Below are 23,947 nucleotides of genomic sequence, written 5' to 3' on the forward strand. Positions count from 1 at the left end.
GGTTTTTTGCGCCAACTGGATGTTGCAGGTTTGAAGTTTTCACAAGCCCTCCGCGATCCTCAAAAACACGCTGCTCTAGACCTCTAGCAATATTTTTACCAGCTTGACCATCACCCACAAATATGGGTTTAGGAGCTTGATTAAAGCCCGCTGTATTGGGATACCTGTAACGTAACACATCTTCCGCAGAGTGACCTAGCCCCGGTTTGCTAGCATATCCGATGTATGGTTTACCGTTCTTAATCCCTTCATAGGTAATATGAGTTGCATTTGCAGGATTACCCGCCCAACCAAGAGGGTCCAGCCACCCAATTGGGCTCACCCCATATTGATAGAGATTAACCCCTCCCAGAAGACCTATTGGGTCAGGAGTAATAAACCGGCCTATTTCACATTCATAGTATCTGAAAGTGTTGTAATACAACCCCGTTTCACGGTCATTGTACTGCCCTTGAAAACGCAGATTCTGCTCGACCTGATTGACAGCCAAGTGCTCTATCGAACCCCATGAACGATAGGTTGCCTGCCAGACAATCCCCCCCTCGCTGTCCGTCAGCTCCAGCGGCGTACCGATCTGGTCCGTATGGAAGTAATAGACCTTCTGTTCTTCACCCTCAGCCTGATCCACACGCGCCAACGGCGCATAGCTCCCCGGCTCGTACAGGTACACGATGCTCTGCCCCGGCGTCTCCTCACGAAGCATCCGCAGCCCCTGCCACAGGAACCGCTTCTGCTCGACCTCTCCATTGATTTCTGCGTGCTTGGCAATCCGTCGCCCTAGGCTGTCGTACCGATACGCCCCCGTGCTCTCCAGCTTCCCATTGACCAGCGTTTCGGCGCGCACCAGCCGGTTTTCGCAGTCATAGCTAAAGTTCTGCAACTTACTATGCCCCGAGCGCTTCTCGATCAGGTTGCCCCACGGGTCATAGCGATACTCCTGATCCCGCCACTGCTGGATGCGGTTGTCCTTGACCTTGTCAAACTGCCGCGCATTGAAGTCCAGCCGGTTCGCCGCCGGGTCATAACGGAATTCTTCACTGCCAATTAGCGAGCCGGTGTCGCGGCTGTGCAACTGGCCGTTGGCTTCGTACTGGTACTTGATCTCGCCCCGCAGCTTGTCCAGGGTCCGCACCAGCTCACCGGCCGGGTCGTACTGATAACGGCGGTGAATCGGGTTGTAGGCATGCTCGACCAGCAGCGACGTGTGGATACCTGCGTTATGCACCTGGGAGAGTTTCTCGGCAGGTAACGTTGAAGCGAACTGCCACGCCTTGCGCCCCATGGCGTCGTAACCGAAGCAACTGGTCAGCTTGCCCTGGGTGCGATACACCTCACGGTGCAGGTCATCGCGTTCCATGTCGCTGATCACCTGGCCGTCCAGGTTCAGCTGGTGCAGGTGGCCGCTGCCGTAGTACAGGTGGTTGACCTTGCGGCCATCCGGCAGCGTTAGCGTGGTCAGGTTGCTGAGCGGGTCGTACTCGTAGGCCAGTGTTCCAGCGGGGGTGATTTCTTTCGTGAGACGGCCCAGCAGATCGTAGGCGTACTCCAGCTTTTCTGCGGTGACGCCCAGTTGCTTGCCGATACCGCTCGGCTGCCGCTCGATGCTCAGCAACCGATCACCGTCGTCGTAGACGAAGTCCTGTCGGGCATCGCGGTTGAGCTTGGCGACCAACCGGCCAATCGGGTCGCGCTCGAACAGGGTATGCCGCTCCGGGCGCTCTCCCCGCTCGCCATAGCCGATTTCATCCAGTCGCGTCAGGTGGCCGCCAACGTTGTAGGTGAAGCGCCGGGTCAGGTTGTCCACCCGCACTTCTTCTGTCAGCCGGTCCGACGCATCGAAGGCAAAGCTGTAGGTCGCGTTGTTCTCGTTCACCAACGCGGTCAGGCGGATGGCCTTGTCGTACTCGTAGCGAATGCGCTGACCCTTGGCGTCCTGGCGACTGCTCGGCAATCCGCGCGCCGTGCGCAGCAAACGCGTGGTCTGGCCCTTGCCATCGCTGTGGCTGAGGACCTGGCCGTAGACGTTGTAGGTGAAGGATTCCGATGTGCCATCGGGGTGATGGATACGCAGCACCTCGCCATCCGGCTTGCGCTCCAGGGTGGTGGTCTGGTTAAGCGCATCGGTCACGGCCACCAGCTGATGGCGATCGTCATAGCGGTAGTACGTACTTTTGCCCGAACAGTCCTGATAACGCTCGACCTGGGCCAGGGTGTTCCACCACAGGTACTTCGACTTGTACGTCGCATCGATGATGGTATGCGGCAAGCCATCGTCGCCGTTCAGGTACTCAGTGAGGTGACCCAAGGCATCGGTTTCGGCGAGCAGGTTGCCCTTGTCGTCGTAGCGCGCCTGCCAGGTGCTGCCGTCCGGGTAGCTGACCTCGGTCACCAAGGTGGTCAGGTGGTGATACTCGTAGCTCGTCTTGCGCCCGAGAGGGTCGATTTCTTCGAGCAGACGGGCGTATTCGTCGTACTGGAACTGCAGGCGATTACCGTCCGCCAATGTCAGACCGACCATGTTGCCGTTGTCGTCCAGCTCGATGGCGTAGCGCTCGCCGCCGTAGTCGCGGCTGGCGATCACACGGTGGTCGGCGTTGTACAGCACTTCCAGCTCGCGGCCGAGGACGTCGGTGGCCCAGCTGGTGCGGTTATCCAAGTCGTAACGGAACTGAAAGTGCTCGCCGTCGCTGGTCCAGTGCTCGACCACCCGTGGCTGGCCACCGAGCGTTTCCCAGCGATAGTGACAGCCCAGGCCCAGCGCGTTGCTGTGGCTGACCATCAGCCCTTCGGCGTAACTGAAGCTGCGCACGGTGTCGCCGTTGCGGTTGATCACCGCGCTGAGCTGGCCGTGTTCGTCGTAGCGATACTGGGTGAGCGTTTCGACCGCTTCATTGTTCACTACCCGCTTGATGTCGGTCAGGCGACCCAGCGGATTGTCGTAGTGCAGGTGCACACGGGTGCCGCCGGTGGCACTGATGTCGGTCAGCGTGCCGTCCGGGGTACGGGTGAAATGCAGGTAATGACCGAGCGCGTTCTCGATGCGTTGCAGCGGGACGTCGGTGTCGGTGTCCGGCACTTCACCGAAGTAGAAGAAGAGATTGTCGAGGGTCTGCAGAATGTAATGGCCACCCTCGGTACAGACCAGGTACACCTGCTCGTGCGGGTTGTAGATCCGCTCGCCAGGCTGCAAGGTCACGAACGGCACTTCGCGGCCCTGGTTGTCGGTGAGGTAGATGAAGCTGCCGTTGCGGCGCAGGCTTTGTTCCCACGGCAACACCCAGCCACGGCCGAGCACGCTGTTCACGCTGAGGTCGCTGGCGTAGAAGCGCGACCACTCGATGGGCATCAGGCCCGGCAGGCTGAAGTCGATTTCATCGGAAAGCAGTTCGCGATCGATGACCGACTACCTCACTATTTCGACCATATTGTCTGCCGGCTGATTGGCCAATCTGCATCGAGAATGTACTTGTCGGGCTAAGAATTCCCGCATTAGCCCTCCAACCATATTTTTAAAAATCAATACTTAGATGCTTGCGTTGCCCTACCCGTGAAAGGACTCAAAATAACTTAGCAATAACTTCACCCCGCCTTACTCACTCAACTCTACGCGCGAGCCATTCGCCCGATGGCTTATCGATATGACAGCGTTAAAACATCAAAGAAACGTCATTCGATAGCCACAAACCTGGCATTAAGTTTTTCACTTTCAACTTTTCGCACAAAGAATTCTGACACAATCGGATCAATCCAAATAACCCCATCTAAAAAAAAGAAATCCAGGCCATTCGTTTTCAACTCATCAACAATTAACTTCTTAACACCTCTAACCTTGTAGTTAGCACCCAATTCATTTGCCACTAACTTACCTACAACCATTGACTTACCGGAATATTCCGAGCGATTATAATCAAAACATGAAACCCTTGCATTCGCATGAATAAAAAAATACTGTTTCTCTGTATTCTTTCCGCCAGAATATTTTATGCACGCAGAAACAAATTGCAATTCAACGCTGACCTCTTCAAGAGCTTTTTTCATATTTTCCGATACAAAAAAAGCACCACAGGTCGTCAAGAAAAAGTCAGAGGTCAGTCTGCGCACTTTTTTGTCTAGCACAACATCCACTGAAAGACCTTTTAAAGAAAGAGGCATACCAACTTGATAATAGTCACCAAGCGAAGGAGAAAAAACAACATCACCATCGGTGTAACCGCCTTCAACGGCTTCATGGCACATTGAGTAATATTTCATACTATATCTCCTAAGATCCTAACATGTCGATCGAGTGCCTTTAGGCCTGGGATCCGTGTTCTGTAGACGTAAAGTATCTGAGTCAAGACTCATCCTCATACTACGCTCAACTGCTCCAATTTTTTTGAGGAGCTCTTTATCGGACGCTGTTGCTAGGTTGCCAATTTTCTGCTCAGCGATCAACAAACGGTTTCGGGCTGCATCATAGTAAGATCCCAAATGTCCGCCGCTGTGTAACGGCTTCCCAGAAGCTAAAGATTCAGCGGAGGTGATAGGGAGCGGCGATCCATTGCTGGCACCATTAGGGTTATATATTCCTCGCCTCATTGCCTCTTGGATGAGATTGGATTTACTTACCACATTAGTCGGAATTAGGTGGTGGGCCGCATACCCTGGTGGAACTGTATTTCCGGCTTTGGCCATCGCTGCTGCAAGAAGTTTACTCGGTGATAAGCCAGCCGGATCCACCCACGAGATAGGATTGGGAGCATAAGTATATAGATTATCACCTCCAACGATACCCGCCGGATCTTGTGTTACAAATCGGCCTACTTCAGGATCGTAATACCTGAATAAATTATAATGAAGAGAGGTTTCTTCATCGAAATACTGACCTTGGAATCGCAAATTCTGCACAATATTGCCGACTGGAAGACTATCGATCACGCCCCAGATCGATAGCACACCTGCCAGAGAATCTCACCATTGCTGTCAGTCAGCTCTATCGGCGTTCCCATTTGATCCGTATGGAAGTAGTAGACATTTTTCTCGTGACCTTCTACATCATCAATGCGTGCTAACGGAACGTATCCCCCGGGCTCATAGAGGTAAAGGCTACGACGTCCTGGCACCGCTTCTTGGAGCAGCTTAAATGCCTGCCATTGGAAGTGTGTCCGCTCGAATTCGCCATTGAGGTCAACATATTTGGCAACCCGTCGCCCGAGGCTGTCATACCGATACTCCCCGGTGCTCTCCAGCTTGCCGTTAACCAGCGTTTCGGCGCGCACCAGCCGGTTCTCGCAGTCATAGCTAAAGCTCTGCAGCTTGCTATGCCCCGAGCGCTTCTCGATCAGGTTGCCCCACGGGTCATAGCGGTACTCCTGATCCCGCCACTGCTGGATGCGGTTGTCCTTGACCTTGTCGAACTGCCGCGCATTAAAGTCCAGCCGGTTCGCTGCCGGGTCATAACGGAATTCTTCACTGCCCACCAGTGACCCGGTATCGCGGCTGCGCAACTGCCCGTTGGCTTCGTACTCGTACTTGATCTCGCCGCGCAGTTTATCGAGGGTGCGCACCAGTTCGCCGGCCGGGTCGTACTGGTAGCGGCGGTGAATCGGGTTGTAGGCATGCTCGACCAGCAGCGAGGTGTGAATACCCGCGTTGTGCACTTGGGAGAGTTTGTCGGCAGGTAACGTCGAGGCGAACTGCCACGCCTTGCGCCCCATGGCGTCGTAGCCGAAGCAACTGGTGAGCTTGCCTTGGGTGCGGTACACCTCGCGGTGCAGGTCATCGCGTTCCATGTCGCTGATCACCTGGCCGTCCAGGTTCAACTGGTGCAGATGCCCACTGCCGTAATACAGATGGTTGACCTTGCGCCCATCCGGCAGAGTCAGCGTGGTCAGGTTGCTGAGCGGGTCGTACTCATAGGCCAGTGTGCCGCTGGAGGTGATTTCTTGGGTCAGACGGCCCAGCAGGTCGTAGGCGTATTCCAGCTTTTCTGCGGTCACCCCGAGTTGCTTGCCGATACCGGTGGGTTGCCGCTCGATGCTCAGCAACCGGTCGCCGTCGTCATACACGAAGTCCTGCCGGGCATCGCGGTTGAGCTTGGCAACCAACCGGCCAATCGGGTCGCGCTCGAACAGGGTGTGCCGCTCCGGGCGCTCTCCCCGCTCGCCATAGCCGATTTCATCCAGTCGCGTCAGGTGGCCACCAACGTTGTAGGTGAAGCGCCGGGTCAGGTTGTCCACCCGCACTTCTTCCGTCAGCCGGTCCGACGCATCGTAGGCAAAGCTGTAGGTGGCGTTGTTCTCATTCACCAGCGCCGTCAGGCGGATCGCCTTGTCGTACTCGTAGCGAATGCGCTGCCCTTTTGCGTCTTGCCGACTGCTCGGCAGCCCGCGCGCCGTGCGCAGCAAACGCGTGGTCTGGCCCTTGCCGTCGCTGTGGCTGAGCACCTGGCCGTAGACGTTGTAGGTGAAGCTCTCCGAGCTGCCATCCGGGTGATGGATGCGCAGCACTTCCCCGTCGGGCTTGCGCTCCAGCGTGGTGGTCTGGTTCAGCGCATCGGTCACCGCCACCAGCTGATGGCGTTCGTCGTAACGGTAATAGGTGCTCTTGCCCGAGCAATCCTGATAGCGCTCGACCTGGGCCAGGGTGTTCCACCACAGGTACTTGGACTTGTAGGTCGCATCGATGATGGTATGCGGCAGGCCATCGTCGCCATTCAGGTACTCGGTCAGGTGACCCAAGGCATCGGTTTCGGCCAGCAGGTTGCCCTTGTCGTCGTAGCGTGCCTGCCAAGTGGCGCCGTCCGGGTAGCTGACCTTGGTCACCAACGTGGTCAGATGGTGGTACTCGTAGGCGATGGTGCGCCCCAGCGGGTCGGTTTCTTCAAGCAGACGGGCGAAGTCGTCGTACTTGAAGTGCAGCTGATTTCCGTCCGGCAGGGCCAGACCGGTCATGTTGCCGTTGTCGTCGAGTTCGATGGCGTAACGCTCGCAGCCGTAGTCGCGGCTGGCAATCACACGGTGGTCGGCGTTGTACTGGACCTCCAGCTCGCGGCCAAGGACATCGGTGGCCCAGCTGGTGCGCGCTGGCAGGTCATAGCGGAAGTGGAAATGTTCACCGTCGCTGGTCCAGTGCTCGACCACGCGCGGCTGGCCGCCGAGGGTTTCCCAGCGGTAGTGACAGCCCAGGCCCAGCGCATTGCCCAGTCACTATTTATTTGGTCTTCCACGTTTAATTGATGCAGGCCTGCTGAGCGATACAGATGGCTGATCTTGCAGCCGTCCAGCAACGTAAAATACATTGAATTAATGAGGGCGGCGCACTCAATAGTCCAGTACGCCGCTCAGGTTATAACTAATTTTCACAGCAAGCGGCTACCTCCAGTAATATCTGACAGACAAAAATCCTTTAGCCTACACGAAGTGAACTTATAAAATCATCAAAGCTCGAACAAACCTTCTCTAAACGCATTTCACCTTGAATCCACAAATACACCACCCCGGCATCTTCTTTTTTCAAAGAAAGCATAAAACTGTTTCCACCATCATCATATGCAAAAGGAACATAGCCTTCAAGATCGCCATCTTGATCCATATACTCCTGCATTAATTTTTCTATCGGCAGCTTACCAAACTTTATGGAGTTGAAACCATTTATACTAAACACATACTCATCACCTTCGACCTCCGTCGCCTCAGGGAAACCGCCATTATTCTTAAGATAAATCCTCTTAAATAGAGGCGGAAGATTTCCTCCAGCCAGAAGCTCAATTTGGGAGAAATCCCCCATGTCAATACTCAACTCAGACTCTTCTAGATCTAACATGTAGTCCCTCCTATCTTTTTTGCTGCCGCCGGTTTCCTAGCAGGGAATGTATAAGACTTCCCTGTTGCTGCCTTGTACTGGGCCACTCCCCCTTTATGAGGAACGCCTTGGTGAGCTCTCTGCTCCACTAGCTGCATAGTACCTTTATTAGTCTTAGGATCATAGTCATCCAGATGGTGCCAAACATAGCCACGCGGGGTCGTTTTTTGATTCAACTCAGCAACCTTATTCGCCGCCTCAAAATCCTTAATATAGCCCCCCGTGTATTCGACTGTAACTATAGGATTGACATTAGGCTTTTTCGCATAAAGCGCATTACTACCAGAATAATCTAACCCACCACCCAGTGTTTTCGTTACACCAGAATACCCTCGTTCCGCGAGAGTGCTTAATGCATCAAGCCCAAGTGGATCCACCCAAGCGATTGGGTTGGCTACATATTTGTAAAGATTCCAGCCACCCCCCAAACCAATTGGGTCTTGGCTAATAAATCGGCCTATTTCAGGATCATAGTATCTAAATGTGTTGTAGTGCAGGCCTGTATCTAAATCAAAGTACTGCCCCTTAAAGCGCAAGTTCTGCTCAATTTCGTTGACAGCGAAACGCTCAACCGCCCCCCATGAACGATACGTCGCCTGCCAGACAATCTCCCCTTGGCTGTCCGTCAGTTCCAGCGGCGTACCAATCTGGTCGGTATGGAAGTAGTAGACCTTCTGCGCTTCACCCTCAGCCTGATCCACCCGCGCCAACGGCGCATAGCTTCCCGGCTCATACAGATACACGATGCTCTGCCCCGGAGTTTCTTCACGCAGCATTCGCAGTCCTTGCCAGAGGAATCGCTTCTGCTCGACCTCGCCATTGATTTCCGCGTGCTTGGCCACTCGGCGCCCGAGGCTGTCGTATCGATATGCCCCGGTACTCTCCAGCTTGCCATTGACCAGCGTCTCGGCGCGTACCAGCCGGTTCTCGCAGTCATAGCTAAAGTTCTGCAACTTGCTATGCCCCGAGCGCTTCTCGATCAGATTGCCCCACGGATCGTAGCGGTATTCCTGATCCCGCCACTGCTGGATCCGGTTGTCCTTGACCTTGTCGAACTGCCGCGCATTGAAGTCCAGCCGGTTCGCCGCCGGGTCATAACGGAATTCTTCACTGCCAATCAGCGAGCCGGTGTCGCGGCTGAGTAGTTGACCGTTGGCTTCGTACTCGTACTTGATCTCGCCGCGCAGTTTATCGAGGGTGCGCACCAGTTCACCGGCCGGGTCGTACTGATAACGGCGGTGAATCGGGTTGTAGGCATGCTCCACCAGCAACGAGGCGTGGATGCCAGCGTTGTGCACCTGGGAGAGTTTGTCGGCAGGTAACGTCGAAGCGAACTGCCAGGCCTTGCGCCCCATCGCGTCATAGCCAAAGCAACTGGTGAGCTTGCCTTGGGTGCGATACACCTCTCGGTGCAGGTCATCGCGTTCCATGTCGCTGATCACCTGGCCGTCCAGGTTCAACTGGTGCAGATGCCCACTGCCGTAGTACAGGTGGTTGACCTTGCGGCCATCCGGCAGGGTCAGCGTGGTCAGGTTGCTGAGCGGGTCGTACTCATAGGCCAGTGTGCCGCTGGCGGTGATTTCTTGAGTCAGACGGCCCAGCAGGTCGTAGGCGTATTCCAGCTTTTCTGCGGTGACTCCGAGTTGCTTGCCGATACCGCTGGGTTGCCGCTCAATGCTCAGCAACCGGTCGCCGTCGTCGTACACGAAGTCTTGCCGGGCATCGCGGTTGAGCTTGGCAACCAAACGGCCAATGGGATCGCGCTCGAACAGGGTGTGCCGCTCCGGGCGCTCTCCCCGCTCGCCATAGCCGATCTCATCCAGTCGCGTCAGGTGGCCACCAACGTTGTAGGTGAAGCGCCGGGTCAGGTTGTCCACCCGCACTTCTTCCGTCAGCCGGTCCGACGCATCGTACGCGAAGCTGTAGGTCGCGTTGTTCTCGTTCACCAAGGCGGTCAGGCGGGTCGCCTTGTCGTACTCGTAGCGAATCCGCTGGCCTTTTGCGTCTTGCCGGCTGCTCGGCAGCCCGCGCGCCGTGCGCAGCAAACGCGTGGTCTGGCCCTTGCCGTCGCTGTGGCTGAGGACCTGGCCGTAGACGTTGTAGGTGAAGCTTTCCGAGCTGCCATCCGGGTGATGGATGCGCAGCACTTCCCCGTCGGGCTTGCGCTCCAGCGTGGTGGTCTGGTTAAGCGCATCGGTCACGGCCACCAGCTGATGGCGATCGTCGTAGCGGTAATAGGTGCTCTTGCCCGAGCAGTCCTGGTAGCGCTCGACCTGGGCCAGGGTGTTCCACCACAGGTATTTGGACTTGTAGGTCGCGTCGATGATGGTGTGCGGCAGGCCATCGTCGCCGTTCAGGTACTCGGTCAGGTGACCCAAGGCATCGGTTTCGGCGAGCAGGTTGCCCTTGTCGTCGTAGCGTGCCTGCCAAGTGGCGCCGTCCGGGTAGCTGACCTTGGTCACCAACGTGGTCAGGTGGTGATACTCGTAGGCGATCTTGCGCCCCAGCGGGTCGATTTCTTCGAGCAGACGGGCGTATTCGTCGTACTGGAACTGCAGGCGATTACCGTCCGCCAATGTCAGGCCGACCATATTGCCGTTGTCGTCCAGCTCGATGGCGTAGCGCTCGCCGCCGTAGTCGCGGCTGGCGATCACACGGTGGTCGGCGTTGTACTGCACTTCCAGCTCGCGGCCGAGGACATCGGTCGCCCAGCTGGTGCGGTTATCCAAGTCGTAACGGAACTGAAAGTGCTCGCCGTCGCTGGTCCAGTGCTCCACTACGCGCGGCTGGCCACCGAGGGTTTCCCAGCGGTAGTGGCAGCCCAGGCCCAGTGCATTGCTGTGGCTGACCATCAGGCCTTCGGCGTAGCTGAAGCTGCGCACGGTGTCGCCGTTGCGGTTGATCACCGCGCTGAGCTGGCCGTGTTCGTCGTAGCGATACTGGGTGAGCGTTTCGACCGCTTCATTGTTCACCACCCGCTTGATGTCGGTCAGGCGACCCAGCGGATTGTCGTAGTGCAGGTGCACGCGAGTGCCGCCAGTGGCGCTGATGTCGGTCAGCGTCCCGTCCGGCGTGCGGGTGAAATGCAGGAAGTGACCGAGGGCGTTCTCGATGCGTTGCAACGGCACGTGGGTGTTGGTGTCCGGCACTTCGCCGAAGTAGAAGAACAGGTTATCGAGGGTCTGTAGAATGTAATGGCCACCCTCGGTACAGACCAGGTACACCTGCTCGTGCGGGTTGTAGATCCGCTCGCCAGGCTGCAAGGTCACGAACGGCACTTCGCGGCCCTGGTTGTCGGTGAGGTAGATGAAGCTGCCGTTGCGGCGCAGGCTTTGTTCCCACGGCAACACCCAGCCACGGCCGAGCACGCTGTCCACGCTGAGGTCGCTGGCGTAGAAGCGCGACCACTCGATGGGCATCAGGCCCGGCAGGCTGAAGTCGATTTCATCGGGAATTACTTTGCGGCCGGTAGTCAGGTCGACCGGGTTGCCGACCAGGCCGCCAATGGCCCTGCGCGCCACCGGTTCGACCACGTAGCGGCTGGCGACTTCGCCAGCGACAAAGCCTGCGGTGAACTTCAGGGCGCAGGGCATGACCGCTTTCATGCCGGCCTGGGTGCCGGCCTTGATCAGTTGAGCGATGCCCCCCGCCGCACCTGCGACGGCCATCAGCACGTCCACGGTGGTACGCAGCCACTGAGGAATTTCATCGTCCACCGGCAGGTAGCGGTAGGTGCCGCCACCGATGGTGACGTTGCCCGAGCCGCCGGAAATAGTGGCGCCGCAGGTCAGCTTGTCGCCCTTGCGCGCCGCAGCCACGCTGTTGATGAAGACGTTGGTCGAGCCTTCGGCGATCTGCACCGGCCCTGGGTGCTTGTCGCAGGCGCCGATGCTCTTCTCGACGCGGGCGGCCTTGCGGCTGTTGATGAAGACGTTGGGTGAGGCAGTCGTGATCGTCCCTGAGGGGGATGAAAACATACTGCCTATCGCCTCTCCGGCAGCGGTCAGCAAGCTGCCTCCGATGCCTGCCGCAAGGCCAGCGAGCAAGGCCACGCCGAACCCGCAGGTGAAGGTGGCGATGGCCACCGTGGCCACCAGCGCTATCCCCAGGGCCGCTCCGATCAGGAAGCCCCCCAGCGCGCTGGTGTGCGATATCTCGTCGCCGAACCTGGCCGCTTCGAACATGAGGGGTTACTCCTGTTCGCCGTGCTCGGCGGTGTTTGTGACCGGGTTGCGCGGGGTAAAGCTGGCCAGCAGGTTGTCCCAGTCCTGGTTCTGCTGGGCGCTGAAGTCGGCCTGGGCGGTGGTGGAGAAGATCAGTGCGCGCCCGGGGCTGATGATGAAAGCCGCCTGGCGCTGGTACAGCGGGCGGCCCTGGTTCAGGTAATAGGCGTCGATCTGGATGCCGGGGATGGGCGCTGTTGCCGACAGCGACACGGCCTTGTTGCCCAGGCGAGTGTAGCCGCGCAGCTTGGAGGTGAGCATCTTGATCTGCCGCTCCACGTATGCCTGCAACGCTTCGTCCGGTAGCAGCGTGTCGCGGGAGATGGTGATGCTCAAAGGCGCGGGGACACTGGCGCCCAGAACGAACATGTTGACCGTGCGGTCCTCGAAACCTGCTGGCAGCGCAATGCCGCCTTCCTGCAACTCGTAGTCCATGCGATGAAAATTCCTGATAGCAAAAAACGTTGGGGTCAGCGCAACGCGAGCCTTTCGAGCATGAGGTCGAACTCCACCAGCCACAGGCTCAGGCTCGGTCTGGTCGGGTCGATCACGCAGGAAATATCCAGCCATTGCAGCGTGTTGCTGCCTTCGATGGGCACCAGCGCGCCCACCAGGCGACCGTGTCGCGGTTCATGGCCGGCATTGAAGTGAAAATCCAAGGCTTTGGCCGCGCTGCCTGCCAGGTGACAGTCGCGCTGACGAATCACGCGCAGTTGCGGATTCGATTCGCGCAGGGCGAGGATCGCGGCCTCGAACAGTTGCTCCAGGGTCTGCCCGGCACGCACATCGCGGCGGCGGATCTGCAGGGTGACTGGCTCGCCTTCATGTTCGAGGGTGGTCTGGATGTCGCAAAAGCGGAAACCCACCGGGAATTGCAGGTTGAAACCGGCAAAGCTGAAACCGCTGGGCACGTCCTGCAGCGCGACAGGTTCCGGTGTCGGCTCGGGCACTGGCTCCAGCACCTTGGCGGCCTCTGCGAGCTTCGCCAGGCGATCTGCTTCTTCCTGGGCTTCGCGCTTGGCAGAGATGCGGTCGTAGATCGAGGTCCGCCTCATCGTCATCGGCCTCAGTCGTTGATCCGCACGGCAGCGCCGGTGATCTGCGTGGTATCGGTACTGGTGGTGGTGATCACCTTGCCTTTGATCGAAATACCTTCCGGGGTCAGCGTGATGCTGCTGTCGCCCACCTGCAGGATGATGTGCTGCTTGGCGGCCACCTGAATGAACTGGTTGTCGACCTGAAGGGTGTAGGAGCCTTCGGTCACGTGCACCACGGTGTCCTTCTTGACCGTTTCGGTATGCGCACCACCGACAGTGATCGTCCGGTTGTTCCCCACATCATGGGTCTCATCCAGCTCGATCTCGGTATCCATGTTGCGCTCGGCATGCATGATGATCTGCTCGGCGCCGGCCTTGTCCTCGAAGCGGAAGAAGTTGGCCGTACCGCCGTCGCCCTTCATCGACCGGGTCAGGAAGCCACTCTGGGTCTTGTTCGCCGGCAACGCCCACGGCGGGGTGTTGGTGCTGTTGTACAGGCTGCCCATGATCAACGGGCGGTCGGGGTTGCCGTCGAGGAACACCACCACCACTTCGTCGCCGACACGGGGGATCTGGATGCTGCCGAAGCCGCCGCTGGCGCCGGACTGGGCGACGCGGACCCAACAGGAGCTGTGGTCGTTGAACTGGCCCTGGCGGTCCCAGTGGAACTGCAGCTTCACCCGGCCCAGCTCGTCGGTGAAGATCTCTTCACCGGGCGGGCCGACGACGATGGCGGTCTGCGGGCCGTTGATCAATGGCTTGCGGGTGCTCAGTTGCGGGCGGTAGGCGATCTGCTTGCGCACGCAGACGAAACGGTTCAGGTAACCGGCCTGGTCGCCCGTCATGTAGTTGTTGCTGCCGCGGTGCTCCACGCTCAGCAGCAGGAACTGACGGTTCTCGGCATCGCCCATGTCGTGGGCGTAGTGCTGGGTGAGTTCGAAGGTGTAGCCGGGCTTCATGGCCCGGCAGTTGCTGTCTCCGTAGAAGGTCTTGCCCATCAGTTCGAGCGCTTCGATACGGTTGCGCACCATGGCTTCGCCGTCTTCGTAGGTGCCGTGGGTGTATTGCCCCGGGAAGTCGTAGACCTCGAACTGGTCCACGTCGCCCTGCTCGTTGAGGCTTTGCATGGTCACCGGGAGGAAGTTGCGCGGCTGGCGATAGTCGAAGGTGCGAACGGCGATCTTCCCGGACTGCAGCTGCCGGGATGCCTGCCACTGGGTGATCGAGTCGGCGGTTTCGGTCACCGACGCGGAGTGGAAGCGGATCTGCGGTTGTTCGGGCAATGGCACCAGGGTGCTGGAGTCATCGGTGATGACCATCAGGTGCGAGTCGGCGGTGTGCTCGAAGTAATAGAACAGCCCTTCGTTCTCCAGCAGGCGCTGGACGAAATTGAAGTCGCTTTCGCGGTACTGGGTGATGTAGCTGTGCGACTTGAGCGGTTTGCTCAGGCGGAATTCGTACTTGGCCAGCGAGCCGAAGCCGGCGAACACTTCGCTGACGACGTCCTGTACCGTTTTTTCCTGGAAGATCCGCGTGTCGAAGCGGCAGGTCAGCATCCACAGCCATGGCCCCAGCACGGCGGCGTAGCGCACATAGCCGCCATCGCTGCCCTGGGTACTGAAGCGGTTGATGTAACCGTTGACGTGGCGGTAGGAACCGTCGGCCAATTCGATTTCAACGGTGGCCGGGCTGCCGATCAGGGATTTGAGCTTTACGTCGCTCTGCTGGCTGAGCAGCGCCAGGTCGAACTCGTAGAGCTTGGACAAGGCTTCGCTGCCCGAGAAGTGCTCGAGCAGAAACTCGTCGTTGGCACTCTGCGACAGGATATTGAGCTTGAACAGGCGCCTGTTCTGGGGCGCGAGCATGGAAAGAACGTCGGTCAACATAAACTACTCCCTGTCAGTTGCGAACATCAGCGTGCCCGTACGGCGAAAAGCCTGCCCAACCACGAGGCAGCACGCATGCTCTGAATAGTTTCAATATCCATGAATGTGTATTGACGGTTTTCCTTCGCTTCGCGCGCTTTCAGCTCTCTGAGTGCACTGATCTTGTCACGATTGTAAAACACCATGAACACGGACATTAGCGCAAAGAAGTAGATCAGCCCAGTGGCCGGCACGTCATGGCTTTTCATCAGCGGATAGATCACGCTGCTCAAGCCCGCCGCCAAACCCGCCTGCCACCACTGAACTTTCTGGGGCGGCTCGATGGATTCCACGCGTTGCCCTTTAAAATGGAGAATATCGCTTTTACTGCGCCAGTAATAAGCCACTGCGTAGGCCAACAACACCAGCACGACGGGCGCGAGCCCTAACATCACAGAAGTCGCCGCTCCCAACTTCATTTTCTTGTAGGTAACCCCCAGTATCAGCATCGATGCGAACATGGGTGCAACCGACATATTGAAGAACATGCGCAAATTCGCGAAACTTACAAAGTGCTCACTGCGGTAAGCACAATTGATGCACCACAGCGTCATAGTGATAATGATCAGGATCGCCGGCACCGCCATGAATGGCGGCGCCACGCCGGTCATCATCAGGGCCAATATCACGACCAGCAGCCACACCGACCAGATTTTTTTAAAGAAACGTTCTGTGGTAAACATTTATTCCTTACCCGTCAAGAAATTACCCAGGGTAGTGCCCAGCCCCGAAAAATCGTCACTCATGAAAAACTGAACTGCCAAACCCGCACCCAAAGAGAAGGCAATTACGGCTACAGCCGGCCCTGTCAGCCCGCCGACCAATACCCCGACACCGAAGGCCAATGCATTGGTTGGCTGGGTATAAGCCGACTTCTGAAAGAACTCCGAGACACTTTTTGCCTCCGTCGCATCCAGGTAAGCCTGGGGGCCGAACGCCAATGCGCCGCCTAATTTGGCCCCCGTCAGTACTTTGCCTACACCACGGCTGCTGTACCCGGCCGAGTCAATATGGGCAGTTGCACGCATCGCCTTGGCGGTATTGAAAGCAGCCACATGCAGGTTACTGCCCCGACCGGGCAGCCTGTACAAACTTGCCTGGCTATTGGCGGGTATTTCGAAGTAGAGGTTTGCGCCCATGCGCACCAGTTTCAGGCGCCTTTCATGGCCCTGGCGGCAGACACACTGCCGGGTTTGCCACGTGACGCTGCCCACTTCTTCAGTTTGCCGCGCGTGGCATCCGTCATGTTCAGCAGGTTTTCAACTTTGGTGGCTTTGGATGCGGCATGGCCTAGCGCAGCAACGTTGGCAAGCGTGCCGGGTAAATTTGCAGTTGAAAATAATAGTGACCCTACGACTGGAATCTTCTCGGCCTTCTCCTTGATGGCCAGCAGTTCATCCGCGGCAAAACGCCCGGATTTTTCCATTTTTGCAATCAGGCTATAAAGTAACTGCGCGTATTCCTCGGCTTCGTCAGCACTCAATTGCGTTTCGGACGACTGAAGTTCTGCGACAAGAAACTCGGCGGCACTCATGTCATCAGCCGAATAAAGGCCGCCTACATCCATCCTGGCGTAGGTTCTCGCGGCTACAACACTTGGCCAAGGCAAGTCGCCTTGCCCAAGGAGGCCGTCTTGCCCGCCGGTGCCCATCGGGTCGGCTGCGGTACAGGGATAGATTCTGTTCACGCCGCCCTCCGTGCTGCTCGCTGAGGGGCGTGGGCGTGAAGACAAATGGCGGCAGCGTAGGTGCCTGCTGGCGGAGAAAGCTCCATGCTCACTGAAATCCTTGTCAAAAATCCTGCTTGCGCGACTTGCGCATTTCGGCCCACCAATCAGGCCCTGCGACCTATGCGGCCAAGCAAAGTTCCCAATAACACCAGAAAATGCCAAACAGATCACAAATGGATTTGTCGGCAGCGCTATGAAGGGCGCAGGAAACACCGGAATGCGCGACGCTGTCAACTATGAATAACACTCGATGGCATCATAATGCCATCAACTAGCTTTTGTATTAGCCATTATGAACGAGATGGCATTGCGCCATCTTTTGTCTATGCATCAATACTTATCAAGGACTGTCACAGGCGTAATTTCAACAATGACCAAACATCAACCCCATGCGTTTCACGAGCGTTCACCACAGTTGTTTCGTCTCGTGACACTCTCCACTGGTATTTTCACAGGTATTTTAGGTTTACTTTCAGCCTATTGGCTGGTACACGATGTATTCCCGTTAGTAGGCAGAATGTATAGAAATGCACCCATCGTGGTAACCCCGTACCTAGGGTTCATGCTCATCGCCATGTGCACGGTCAGCCCAATACTTGTAATCACCTCAGCGTACGCATGCTGGCATGCAAAGAAGTTTGATCCTCCCTCCAACACCCATCTATTCCGTTTTCAGCACAATTCTTATAGATTGACACTGTGGTCAATAATTTACATAGCGCCTGCGCTTGCGCTACTTGTGACACTAGGCTTGTGGGCCAAAGGTTACACGCCCTGCCAAAAATTGCTGATTTCGGGATCTGCCTGGCAGGTGTACTGGGTCAATGATGAGCGGTATTGCTTCAAGCCTGACTCGTATACCACTGACGGCTGGCCTTGCGAGCGCATGGGTGATAAAAATGCCTGCATCCAGGTTGATGGCCGCCAGTAATTCTAATTTGGGCGCGTACCGCGACCTTGAGGCTGCCTACGCCTCGTTTTACGCAACGCTCATCGACGGCCAAAGCTCGACGGCTTTGTTTCATGTTTATTAGATTGCAGAACAATCGGCCAATGGCTTGAAGATTCGCCTGCCAGGGGAATAATCTTGTAGCAATAGGTGACAGCTGAATGCTTTCGAGCGCTCACCTGTCATCTTCCCACCCCTGAGGCGAAACCTCCACGTATCTTGACTACGAACCTCGACGCCCCCTGATGGCGAATAGCCTGCCTAGCCAGGACTCGGCCCTCATTGCCTGAATACGCTCGATATCCATGAAAGTGAAACGTCGCTTTTCACGCATTTCCCGCGCCTTCAACTTTCTGAGCGCCGTGATGTTGTCACGGTGATAGAAGATCATGAACAGGGATAGAAAAACGAATACGTAGATCAAGCCGGTCATAGGCACACCATGGCTTTTCATCAACGGATAGGCCACGCTGCCGAGACCAGCCGACGCACCAGCCTGCCACCATTGAACCGCTTGCGCAGGCTCGTTGGACTCCACACGGATACCCTGAAACTGCAGCGCGCTGCTCTTGCCAGGCCAGTAATAAGCCAACGTGTATGCCAACAGTGCCAACACGAGAGGTGCAAGCCCCATCACAAGAGAGGTCAATGCATTCAACTTCATTTTCTTGTAGGTAAGCATAAGCGTAACCATCGTTGCGAAGAGCGGCGAATACGCCAAGTTGAAAAACATGCGTAGATTGGCGTAATTCACAAAACGCTCGGTCCGGTAGGCACACTCGATGCACCACACGGTCATCGCGATGACAGCGGCAACCGCTGGAATGGCCAGTAGTTTTGGACCTGCCCCAGCGATGAACACCGAGAGCATTACAATCAAAAACCATGCGGCCCCAATCTTGGTGAAGAACCGATCTGTGGTAAACATAAGCCTAATCATCGCCTCTCAAGAAATCACCGAGGCTCGTTCCCCGGCCCGTCTAATCGTCACCCATGACCAAGTGAGCCGCTAAGCCCGCGAATCAGCCCATCAATGGCTGTCGTATGCCAGCTCGTCGAGCTCATCACCTTGAGGCGATGCCTCGAACAGCCGGGTCGCCAACCCCCGAATATGCTGCGCCCAGGCCACCCTGGCCACCCACTCCGGCGGCATTCCCGACACCCCATACAACGCCCCGGCAATTTGCCCCGCCGTGGCCGCCACGCTGTCAGCATCGTCGGCAAGGTTCGTGGCCAGCAGTATCGCGTCCCTGAAATTATCGGTGTGCCAAACGGCCCACAGCGCGGCTTCGAGCGTGTCTATCACATAACCGGAAGAGCGAATCTGCTCGCGTGACTTGAGCTTGTATTCGCCGGCATTGATGATCCTGGCCCGAGGCAGCAGTGGCCGCACTTTCGGCGCCAACGCTTCGTGCTTGTCGGCGCCATTGAGCGCCAGATGCAACTGGGCGCCGAACAGGCTGCAGCAGTCCAGCACCTCCTGGGTGGCATGGGTGACCCTGCTCTGCGTCGCACTTTCGCGCCAGGTTGCCGAGAGCGAATGGCGGCGGAAAATGGCCGTTGGCGCAAGCCTGATCAACGACCCGTTGCCTGCAGCAGAGGGTTCAAGATTCACCGGCCCTGCAAGGCCCTGTGTCTCCCAGCTTTCAAGTGCGCTGCGGGTGACATTGCCGATATCGAAACAGCGGCCATTGACGCTGTTCTCGCCCCGGCGATACCAGCGCACCAATGCATCGGCGAACCCAGCGAAATCGAACGTGCCGTGGGTTACGTAGGTATCCGCCAGGCACAGCGCCATGCTGGTGTCGTCGGTCCACTCGCCAGGTGTCAGGCGAAACGGCCCACCGCCGACCATGTCGTCAACCCGCCCCACATCACGGCGCTGGAATTCCAGCGTGGTGCCCACCGCATCACCAATCGCCAACCCCAGCAGTGCGCCTTGCGCGCGGTCGAGCGCCTGGTCCTGTGATAACGTGCAGGGCCGGTCGTTGAGCCAGGCGGGTTTCACGCGAGGCAGCCTGGGGGCGTCGGGCTTGAGCATGTAGTCCATGCGCTGCAGCAACTGCGGCGATGGCTCGGGGTACAGGTGGTTGTAACGCTGCGCGTATTCGCTCAGGGTTGCATCCGGGCTTCTGAGGTCGATCATGCGGATTCCTTGCATTGGGTGGTCTCGTCCGTGCACCTATTCTGCGCACCCCTGCGGTAACCTAGCAACGACGCTAACCAAGCAAGGAACGCTGAGGTCACCGTGAGGAATCATCCCGAACTCCATGTCAGATCCCCTCTTCTCTTCAGGTTGATGGCCATCGGCTTCGCCCTCTGCATGCTTGCCGTGGGGGCGCTTGGCGTTTATGTGCTGTGGACGGAGATCGTGCCGCTCTATGGCCGCCTCTACCGCAATGCGCCGGTCGTGGAAACGCCGCTCAAGGGCTTCTTCGTAATCGCCGGAATTGCGCTGACACCCTTGATGATCGTGGCCTGCGCAATCGCTGCGTGGACCGGGCAGAAGTTCGACCCACCCAAGACTTCGTGGCTCTACGGGTTTCAGTTGCGCTCGCTGCAGTTGACGTTGGTGATGATGGCCTGCCTCGCCCCGGGGATGATCGCGCTGACCACGGCCACGCTTTCGGCGAAGGGCTACTGGTCTTGCCCGAAGCTGCGGATCTCGGGGTCCGGCTGGCAGATGTTCTGGGTGAACGATGAGCGCGTGTGCTTCACGCCGGATTTCTACATCAACGACCATTGGCCGTGCAAAAGAGTCGGCGAGAAGGACATCTGCATTCAGGTCGATGGCAGATAGTCTCGATGATGACCCTTGGCTGCTTCAGTGGCAGTTCCGGCCCTATCGCCGGCAAGCCGGCTCCCACAGGTATCTCGCAGTATTCAAAATCGGCGCCGTACATGTGGGAGCCGGCTTGCCGGCGATAGGGCCGTGACTGACACAACCAATCGCCAGAACCTGCGCACTCAGCGCGCCCTATTCCGTCGCATTGCCATCATTGGATGGCCTATTGCCAAGCCCCAACCGAAGTTTCCCAAGCAACTCAAAATGCGACCCACATCACCTTTCCAAAAATAATTTCTCAGCAATTTCGTCGGTCATTTGCCCCGCCAAAAACCCTGTCACTACGGGGCTTACCCCCTGATTTTCGCGCGCTCAACCGCCAGCCGATAGCAATGCGACACCATTGCGCCCGTTCACAAAACAGGGAAAAAATCGGCGACTTCGCTGGAACTTCTCCGACTGCGAACTGCCCTACACGGCATTGCTGGCAACACGCTATTCATGTGCCAGCACCCAGTTTCAGGTCCGCGCCAACGGCGTTACGGGACGAACACAAAGCTTCATGGACGATTTACCGATGACACAGACGTTTGACGTCGAAGCACTGATCAAGCTGCGTAGCCAGACGCGGGCTATTTCCGATGCGCTCAAGGCGCAGGCGTCGGATTACCTCGCCACCGTGGCCCCGCTGATCCGTCCGCAAACGTTGTTCGGCGAATACCTGCAGGGCGCGCAACGCAGCAGCGGGCGCGAAACCCAGGGCCACTTCCAGTCGCTCATCGAACTCTACGAGCGCATCGGCTGCGCCGCGCCTTTCCAGCTGGTCAGCGCGCTGGACGTGCCGCTCAACCTCATCAGCACCACCCCCGAACTGTTCCCGCTCGAATACGACAAGGTCCTGGCCCAGAACGGCCAGGTCATCCGCATCACCAGCCCGGTGCGCTGGGTGGTCGGTTTCCAGGGCTTCGAGCTTGCGCGCTTTCGCGCCGTCATCAACGACCCCAATCGCAGCAGCGCCGAGCTGTATCGCTTCGTGGTGCACTACCTGGTGCTGTTCTACTGCCTGAGCAAGTCGCCCGGCCTTGGCCGGCTGTTCGAAGGCCTGCGCTTCGGCCTGAGCTTCGAGCGCCTCAAGGGCCTGGGCGACCTCCCGTTCTGCGTCATCAGCGCGCCGGTGCGTTCGGAACTGCCCGACGATTCGGTCATCCGCAGCAGCACGCAGATTGCCGGCAACACCAGCTTCGAAGAGCTGGTGGGCCGCGACAACATCCTGGAAATGAACGACGAAATCCGTCAGCGCCTGCTGCTGACGATCGAAGGACTGTAACGCGCGCGCCCGTAACCGGGCCGCGCCAAGATTCGCAGCGAATTGCTCGCATTGGAGATCACGATGGCGAAGAAGGAAAGCACCCAGCACAAACTCGACCGCGTTCGCGCGCCACGGGTCCACATCACCTATGACGTGGACATCGGCGATGCGCTGGAGAAAAAGGAACTGCCCTTCGTCGTCGGCGTGCTGGGTGATTTCTCCGGCAACCCGCTGGAGCCCTTGCCCAAGCTCAAGGATCGCAAGTTCGTCTACATCGACCGCGACAATTTCAACGGCGTGCTCAAGGGCATCAAGCCGCGCCTGACCTACCGCGTCGACAACACCCTGGCCAAGAACGGCACCCAGCTGGGTGTCGAGCTGAACTTCAACAGCCTGGAAGACTTCGAGCCGCAGAACGTGGTCAAGCAGGTCGAGCCGCTGCGCAAGCTGCTGGAAGTACGCAACAAGCTGGCCGACCTGCGCAACAAGATGGGCGGCAACGACAAGCTCGAAGAGCTGCTGATGGACGTGCTGCAGAACACCGAGAAGCTGAAAACCCTGGGCAAGGAATTCGGTCGCGAGGCCGCCGTCCCCGCCACCGACGGCAACGAGTAAGCAGGAGCCAGACGATGACCGACAAACAAGCACTCCCTCAGCAGGACACCGACCTGGTCGAAGTGGAAAACTTCGCCCCGCAGGCCTCGCTGCTCGACAGCATCATCTCGGAAAGCCGCGTGGCCCGTTCGGAAACCGAACGCAGCCGCACCCGCGACTTGATCGGTGAGCTGGTCGGCCAGGTGCTGGAAGGTGAACTGACACCGAGCAAGGACCTGATCGCGGTACTGGATGCGCGCATCGCTGAAATCGACGCGATGTTGTCCGAGCAGATGAACGAGATCATGCACGCCCGCGAGTTCCAGCAGCTGGAAGCCTCCTGGCGCGGTCTGAAATACCAGGTCGATCAGACCGAGACCAGCACCACGCTGAAAATCCAACTGCTCAACGCCTCGAAGAAAGACCTGGTGCGCGATCTCAAGTCCGCCAGCGAATTCGACCAGAGCGCGGTGTTCAAGAAAATCTACGAAGAAGAATACGGCACCTTCGGCGGCGCGCCGTTCGGCATGCTGGTGGGCGACTACGAGTTCACCCGCAGCCCGGAAGACATGTACCTGCTCGAAGAGATCTCGCACGTCGCCGCCGCCGCCCACGCACCGTTCATCTCGGCAGCCTCCCCGGAACTGTTCGGCTGGGACTCGTTCACCGACATGTCCGGCCCGCGGGACCTGGCGAAGATCTTCGACACCGTCGAGTACGCCAAGTGGAAATCCTTCCGCGCCGCGGAAGACTCGCGCTACGTTGGCCTGACCCTGCCGCACGTGCTTGGCCGCCTGCCCTATGGGCCGGATACCGTGCCCGTAGACGAATTCAACTTCGTCGAAAGCGTCGACGGTCGCGACCACAACAAGTACCTGTGGATGAACGCCGCCTACGCCCTGGGCACCCGTGTGACCGATGCCTTCTCCCGCTACGGCTGGTGCGTCGCGATTCGTGGCGTGGAGGGCGGTGGCCTGGTTGAAGGCCTGCCCACCCATACCTTCAAGACCGACGATGGCGAGATCGCACTCAAATGCCCAACTGAAATCGCCATTACCGATCGCCGCGAGAAGGAGCTGTCGGACCTGGGCTTCATTCCCCTCGTCCACTGCAAGGGCACCGACTACGCCGCGTTCTTCGGCACCCAGTCGACGCAGAAGCAAAAGCAGTACAACACCGACATCGCCAACGCCAACGCGCGCCTGTCGGCACAGCTGCAGTACATCTTCGCCACCTCGCGTATCGCCCACTACATGAAAGCGATCATGCGCGACAAGATCGGCAGCTTCGCCTCGCGCAGGGATGTCGAGTCGTTCCTCAATGAATGGCTGGCGGATTATGTGCTGCTCGACGACACCGCCGGCCAGGAGGCCAAGGCCAAGTTCCCGCTGCGCGAAGCCAGTGTCGAAGTGGTGGAAGTGCCCGGCAAGCCAGGTGTCTACAAGGCCGTGGCATTCCTGCGCCCGCACTACCAGCTCGACGAACTGACCGCCTCGCTGCGACTGGTCGCCGAGCTTCCGCAGTCCACCCGTAGCTGATCGAGCCCTAGCCAGG

The 23,947-nt window shown here is 58.1% G+C and carries 15 protein-coding genes and 2 pseudogenes; 4 read left to right on the forward strand and 13 right to left on the reverse strand.

The window, feature by feature from the left end; genetic code table 11:
• Window positions 1-277 precede the first annotated feature (277 nt).
• The 13 genes and pseudogenes from ACIPZB_RS07635 to tri1 all read right to left on the reverse strand — a co-directional run.
• Window positions 278-3,391: pseudogene (locus ACIPZB_RS07635) on the reverse strand (RHS repeat-associated core domain-containing protein); the annotation flags it as partial.
• A 275-nt stretch (window positions 3,392-3,666) separates the two neighbouring features.
• A complete protein-coding gene (locus tag ACIPZB_RS07640; RefSeq protein ID WP_400639634.1) occupies window positions 3,667-4,251 on the reverse strand; it encodes an imm11 family protein in 585 nt (194 codons plus the stop codon).
• 18 nt (window positions 4,252-4,269) lie between these two features.
• Window positions 4,270-7,178 (reverse strand): annotated as a pseudogene (locus ACIPZB_RS07645) (RHS repeat-associated core domain-containing protein); the annotation flags it as partial.
• A gap of 208 nt (window positions 7,179-7,386) precedes the next feature.
• Window positions 7,387-7,803, reverse strand: coding sequence for an SMI1/KNR4 family protein (locus tag ACIPZB_RS07650; protein ID WP_400639635.1), 417 nt, complete (start codon window positions 7,801-7,803; stop codon window positions 7,387-7,389).
• Window positions 7,797-12,026, reverse strand: a complete 4,230-nt coding sequence (locus tag ACIPZB_RS07655; protein WP_400639636.1) for an RHS repeat-associated core domain-containing protein — start codon at window positions 12,024-12,026, stop codon at window positions 7,797-7,799. Before ACIPZB_RS07655 ends, ACIPZB_RS07650 begins: the two co-directional genes overlap by 7 nt.
• Before the next feature lie 6 nt (window positions 12,027-12,032).
• Window positions 12,033-12,500 carry a DcrB-related protein gene (locus tag ACIPZB_RS07660; protein WP_400639637.1) on the reverse strand — a complete coding sequence of 156 codons (468 nt, stop codon included), beginning with the start codon at window positions 12,498-12,500 and terminating at the stop codon, window positions 12,033-12,035.
• A gap of 35 nt (window positions 12,501-12,535) precedes the next feature.
• Entirely contained in the window at window positions 12,536-13,120 is a 585-nt protein-coding gene (locus ACIPZB_RS07665; protein WP_400639768.1) for a hypothetical protein, read from the reverse strand.
• An 11-nt stretch (window positions 13,121-13,131) separates the two neighbouring features.
• The gene (tssI, locus tag ACIPZB_RS07670) at window positions 13,132-14,988 is read right to left on the reverse strand and encodes a type VI secretion system tip protein TssI/VgrG (protein WP_400639638.1); all 1,857 of its coding nucleotides are present in this window, start codon (window positions 14,986-14,988) and stop codon (window positions 13,132-13,134) included.
• A 26-nt stretch (window positions 14,989-15,014) separates the two neighbouring features.
• A complete protein-coding gene (locus tag ACIPZB_RS07675; RefSeq protein WP_400639639.1) occupies window positions 15,015-15,710 on the reverse strand; it encodes a hypothetical protein in 696 nt (231 codons plus the stop codon).
• A complete protein-coding gene (locus ACIPZB_RS07680) occupies window positions 15,711-16,166 on the reverse strand; it encodes a hypothetical protein (RefSeq protein ID WP_400639640.1) in 456 nt (151 codons plus the stop codon). It abuts the gene before it with no gap.
• Window positions 16,167-16,177: 11 nt separating this feature from the next.
• Window positions 16,178-16,714, reverse strand: coding sequence for a hypothetical protein (locus tag ACIPZB_RS07685; RefSeq protein WP_400639641.1), 537 nt, complete (start codon window positions 16,712-16,714; stop codon window positions 16,178-16,180).
• 1,214 nt (window positions 16,715-17,928) lie between these two features.
• Complete coding sequence (locus tag ACIPZB_RS07690; RefSeq protein ID WP_400639642.1) at window positions 17,929-18,633, reverse strand: hypothetical protein; 705 nt, start codon at window positions 18,631-18,633, stop codon at window positions 17,929-17,931.
• A gap of 102 nt (window positions 18,634-18,735) precedes the next feature.
• Window positions 18,736-19,851 carry an ADP-ribosylarginine hydrolase Tri1 gene (tri1, locus tag ACIPZB_RS07695; RefSeq protein ID WP_400639644.1) on the reverse strand — a complete coding sequence of 372 codons (1,116 nt, stop codon included), beginning with the start codon at window positions 19,849-19,851 and terminating at the stop codon, window positions 18,736-18,738.
• Window positions 19,852-19,953: 102 nt separating this feature from the next.
• Between tri1 and ACIPZB_RS07700 the strand changes: the two genes are divergently transcribed.
• From ACIPZB_RS07700 to tssC, 4 genes are all read left to right on the forward strand, one after another.
• Complete coding sequence (locus ACIPZB_RS07700) at window positions 19,954-20,505, forward strand: hypothetical protein (protein WP_400639645.1); 552 nt, start codon at window positions 19,954-19,956, stop codon at window positions 20,503-20,505.
• Between the two features lie 562 nt (window positions 20,506-21,067).
• The gene (locus tag ACIPZB_RS07705; protein WP_400639646.1) at window positions 21,068-21,817 is read left to right on the forward strand and encodes a hypothetical protein; all 750 of its coding nucleotides are present in this window, start codon (window positions 21,068-21,070) and stop codon (window positions 21,815-21,817) included.
• 63 nt (window positions 21,818-21,880) lie between these two features.
• Window positions 21,881-22,414 (forward strand): type VI secretion system contractile sheath small subunit, encoded by a 534-nt coding sequence (gene tssB / locus ACIPZB_RS07710; RefSeq protein WP_008100185.1) that lies wholly within the window; start codon window positions 21,881-21,883, stop codon window positions 22,412-22,414.
• A 14-nt stretch (window positions 22,415-22,428) separates the two neighbouring features.
• Complete coding sequence (gene tssC, locus ACIPZB_RS07715; RefSeq protein WP_400639647.1) at window positions 22,429-23,931, forward strand: type VI secretion system contractile sheath large subunit; 1,503 nt, start codon at window positions 22,429-22,431, stop codon at window positions 23,929-23,931.
• Window positions 23,932-23,947: the final 16 nt, after the last annotated feature.

Origin of the sequence: Pseudomonas sp. NPDC089396, from assembly GCF_044749545.1 — a bacterium.
Lineage (GTDB): Bacteria > Pseudomonadota > Gammaproteobacteria > Pseudomonadales > Pseudomonadaceae > Aquipseudomonas.

Bases quoted from the DNA above. Each gene is read 5' to 3' on its own strand.
- ACIPZB_RS07665 (WP_400639768.1), bottom strand. From the start codon at position 13,120: ATGAGGCGGACCTCGATCTACGACCGCATCTCTGCCAAGCGCGAAGCC.
- ACIPZB_RS07640 (WP_400639634.1), bottom strand. From the start codon at position 4,251: ATGAAATATTACTCAATGTGCCATGAAGCCGTTGAAGGCGGTTACACC.
- ACIPZB_RS07650 (WP_400639635.1), bottom strand. From the start codon at position 7,803: ATGTTAGATCTAGAAGAGTCTGAGTTGAGTATTGACATGGGGGATTTC.
- ACIPZB_RS07655 (WP_400639636.1), bottom strand. From the start codon at position 12,026: ATGTTCGAAGCGGCCAGGTTCGGCGACGAGATATCGCACACCAGCGCG.
- tri1 (WP_400639644.1), bottom strand. From the start codon at position 19,851: ATGATCGACCTCAGAAGCCCGGATGCAACCCTGAGCGAATACGCGCAG.
- ACIPZB_RS07690 (WP_400639642.1), bottom strand. From the start codon at position 18,633: ATGTTTACCACAGATCGGTTCTTCACCAAGATTGGGGCCGCATGGTTT.
- ACIPZB_RS07705 (WP_400639646.1), top strand. From the start codon at position 21,068: ATGACACAGACGTTTGACGTCGAAGCACTGATCAAGCTGCGTAGCCAG.
- tssB (WP_008100185.1), top strand. From the start codon at position 21,881: ATGGCGAAGAAGGAAAGCACCCAGCACAAACTCGACCGCGTTCGCGCG.
- ACIPZB_RS07660 (WP_400639637.1), bottom strand. From the start codon at position 12,500: ATGGACTACGAGTTGCAGGAAGGCGGCATTGCGCTGCCAGCAGGTTTC.
- tssI (WP_400639638.1), bottom strand. From the start codon at position 14,988: ATGTTGACCGACGTTCTTTCCATGCTCGCGCCCCAGAACAGGCGCCTG.
- ACIPZB_RS07680 (WP_400639640.1), bottom strand. From the start codon at position 16,166: ATGGGCGCAAACCTCTACTTCGAAATACCCGCCAATAGCCAGGCAAGT.
- ACIPZB_RS07675 (WP_400639639.1), bottom strand. From the start codon at position 15,710: ATGTTTACCACAGAACGTTTCTTTAAAAAAATCTGGTCGGTGTGGCTG.
- tssC (WP_400639647.1), top strand. From the start codon at position 22,429: ATGACCGACAAACAAGCACTCCCTCAGCAGGACACCGACCTGGTCGAA.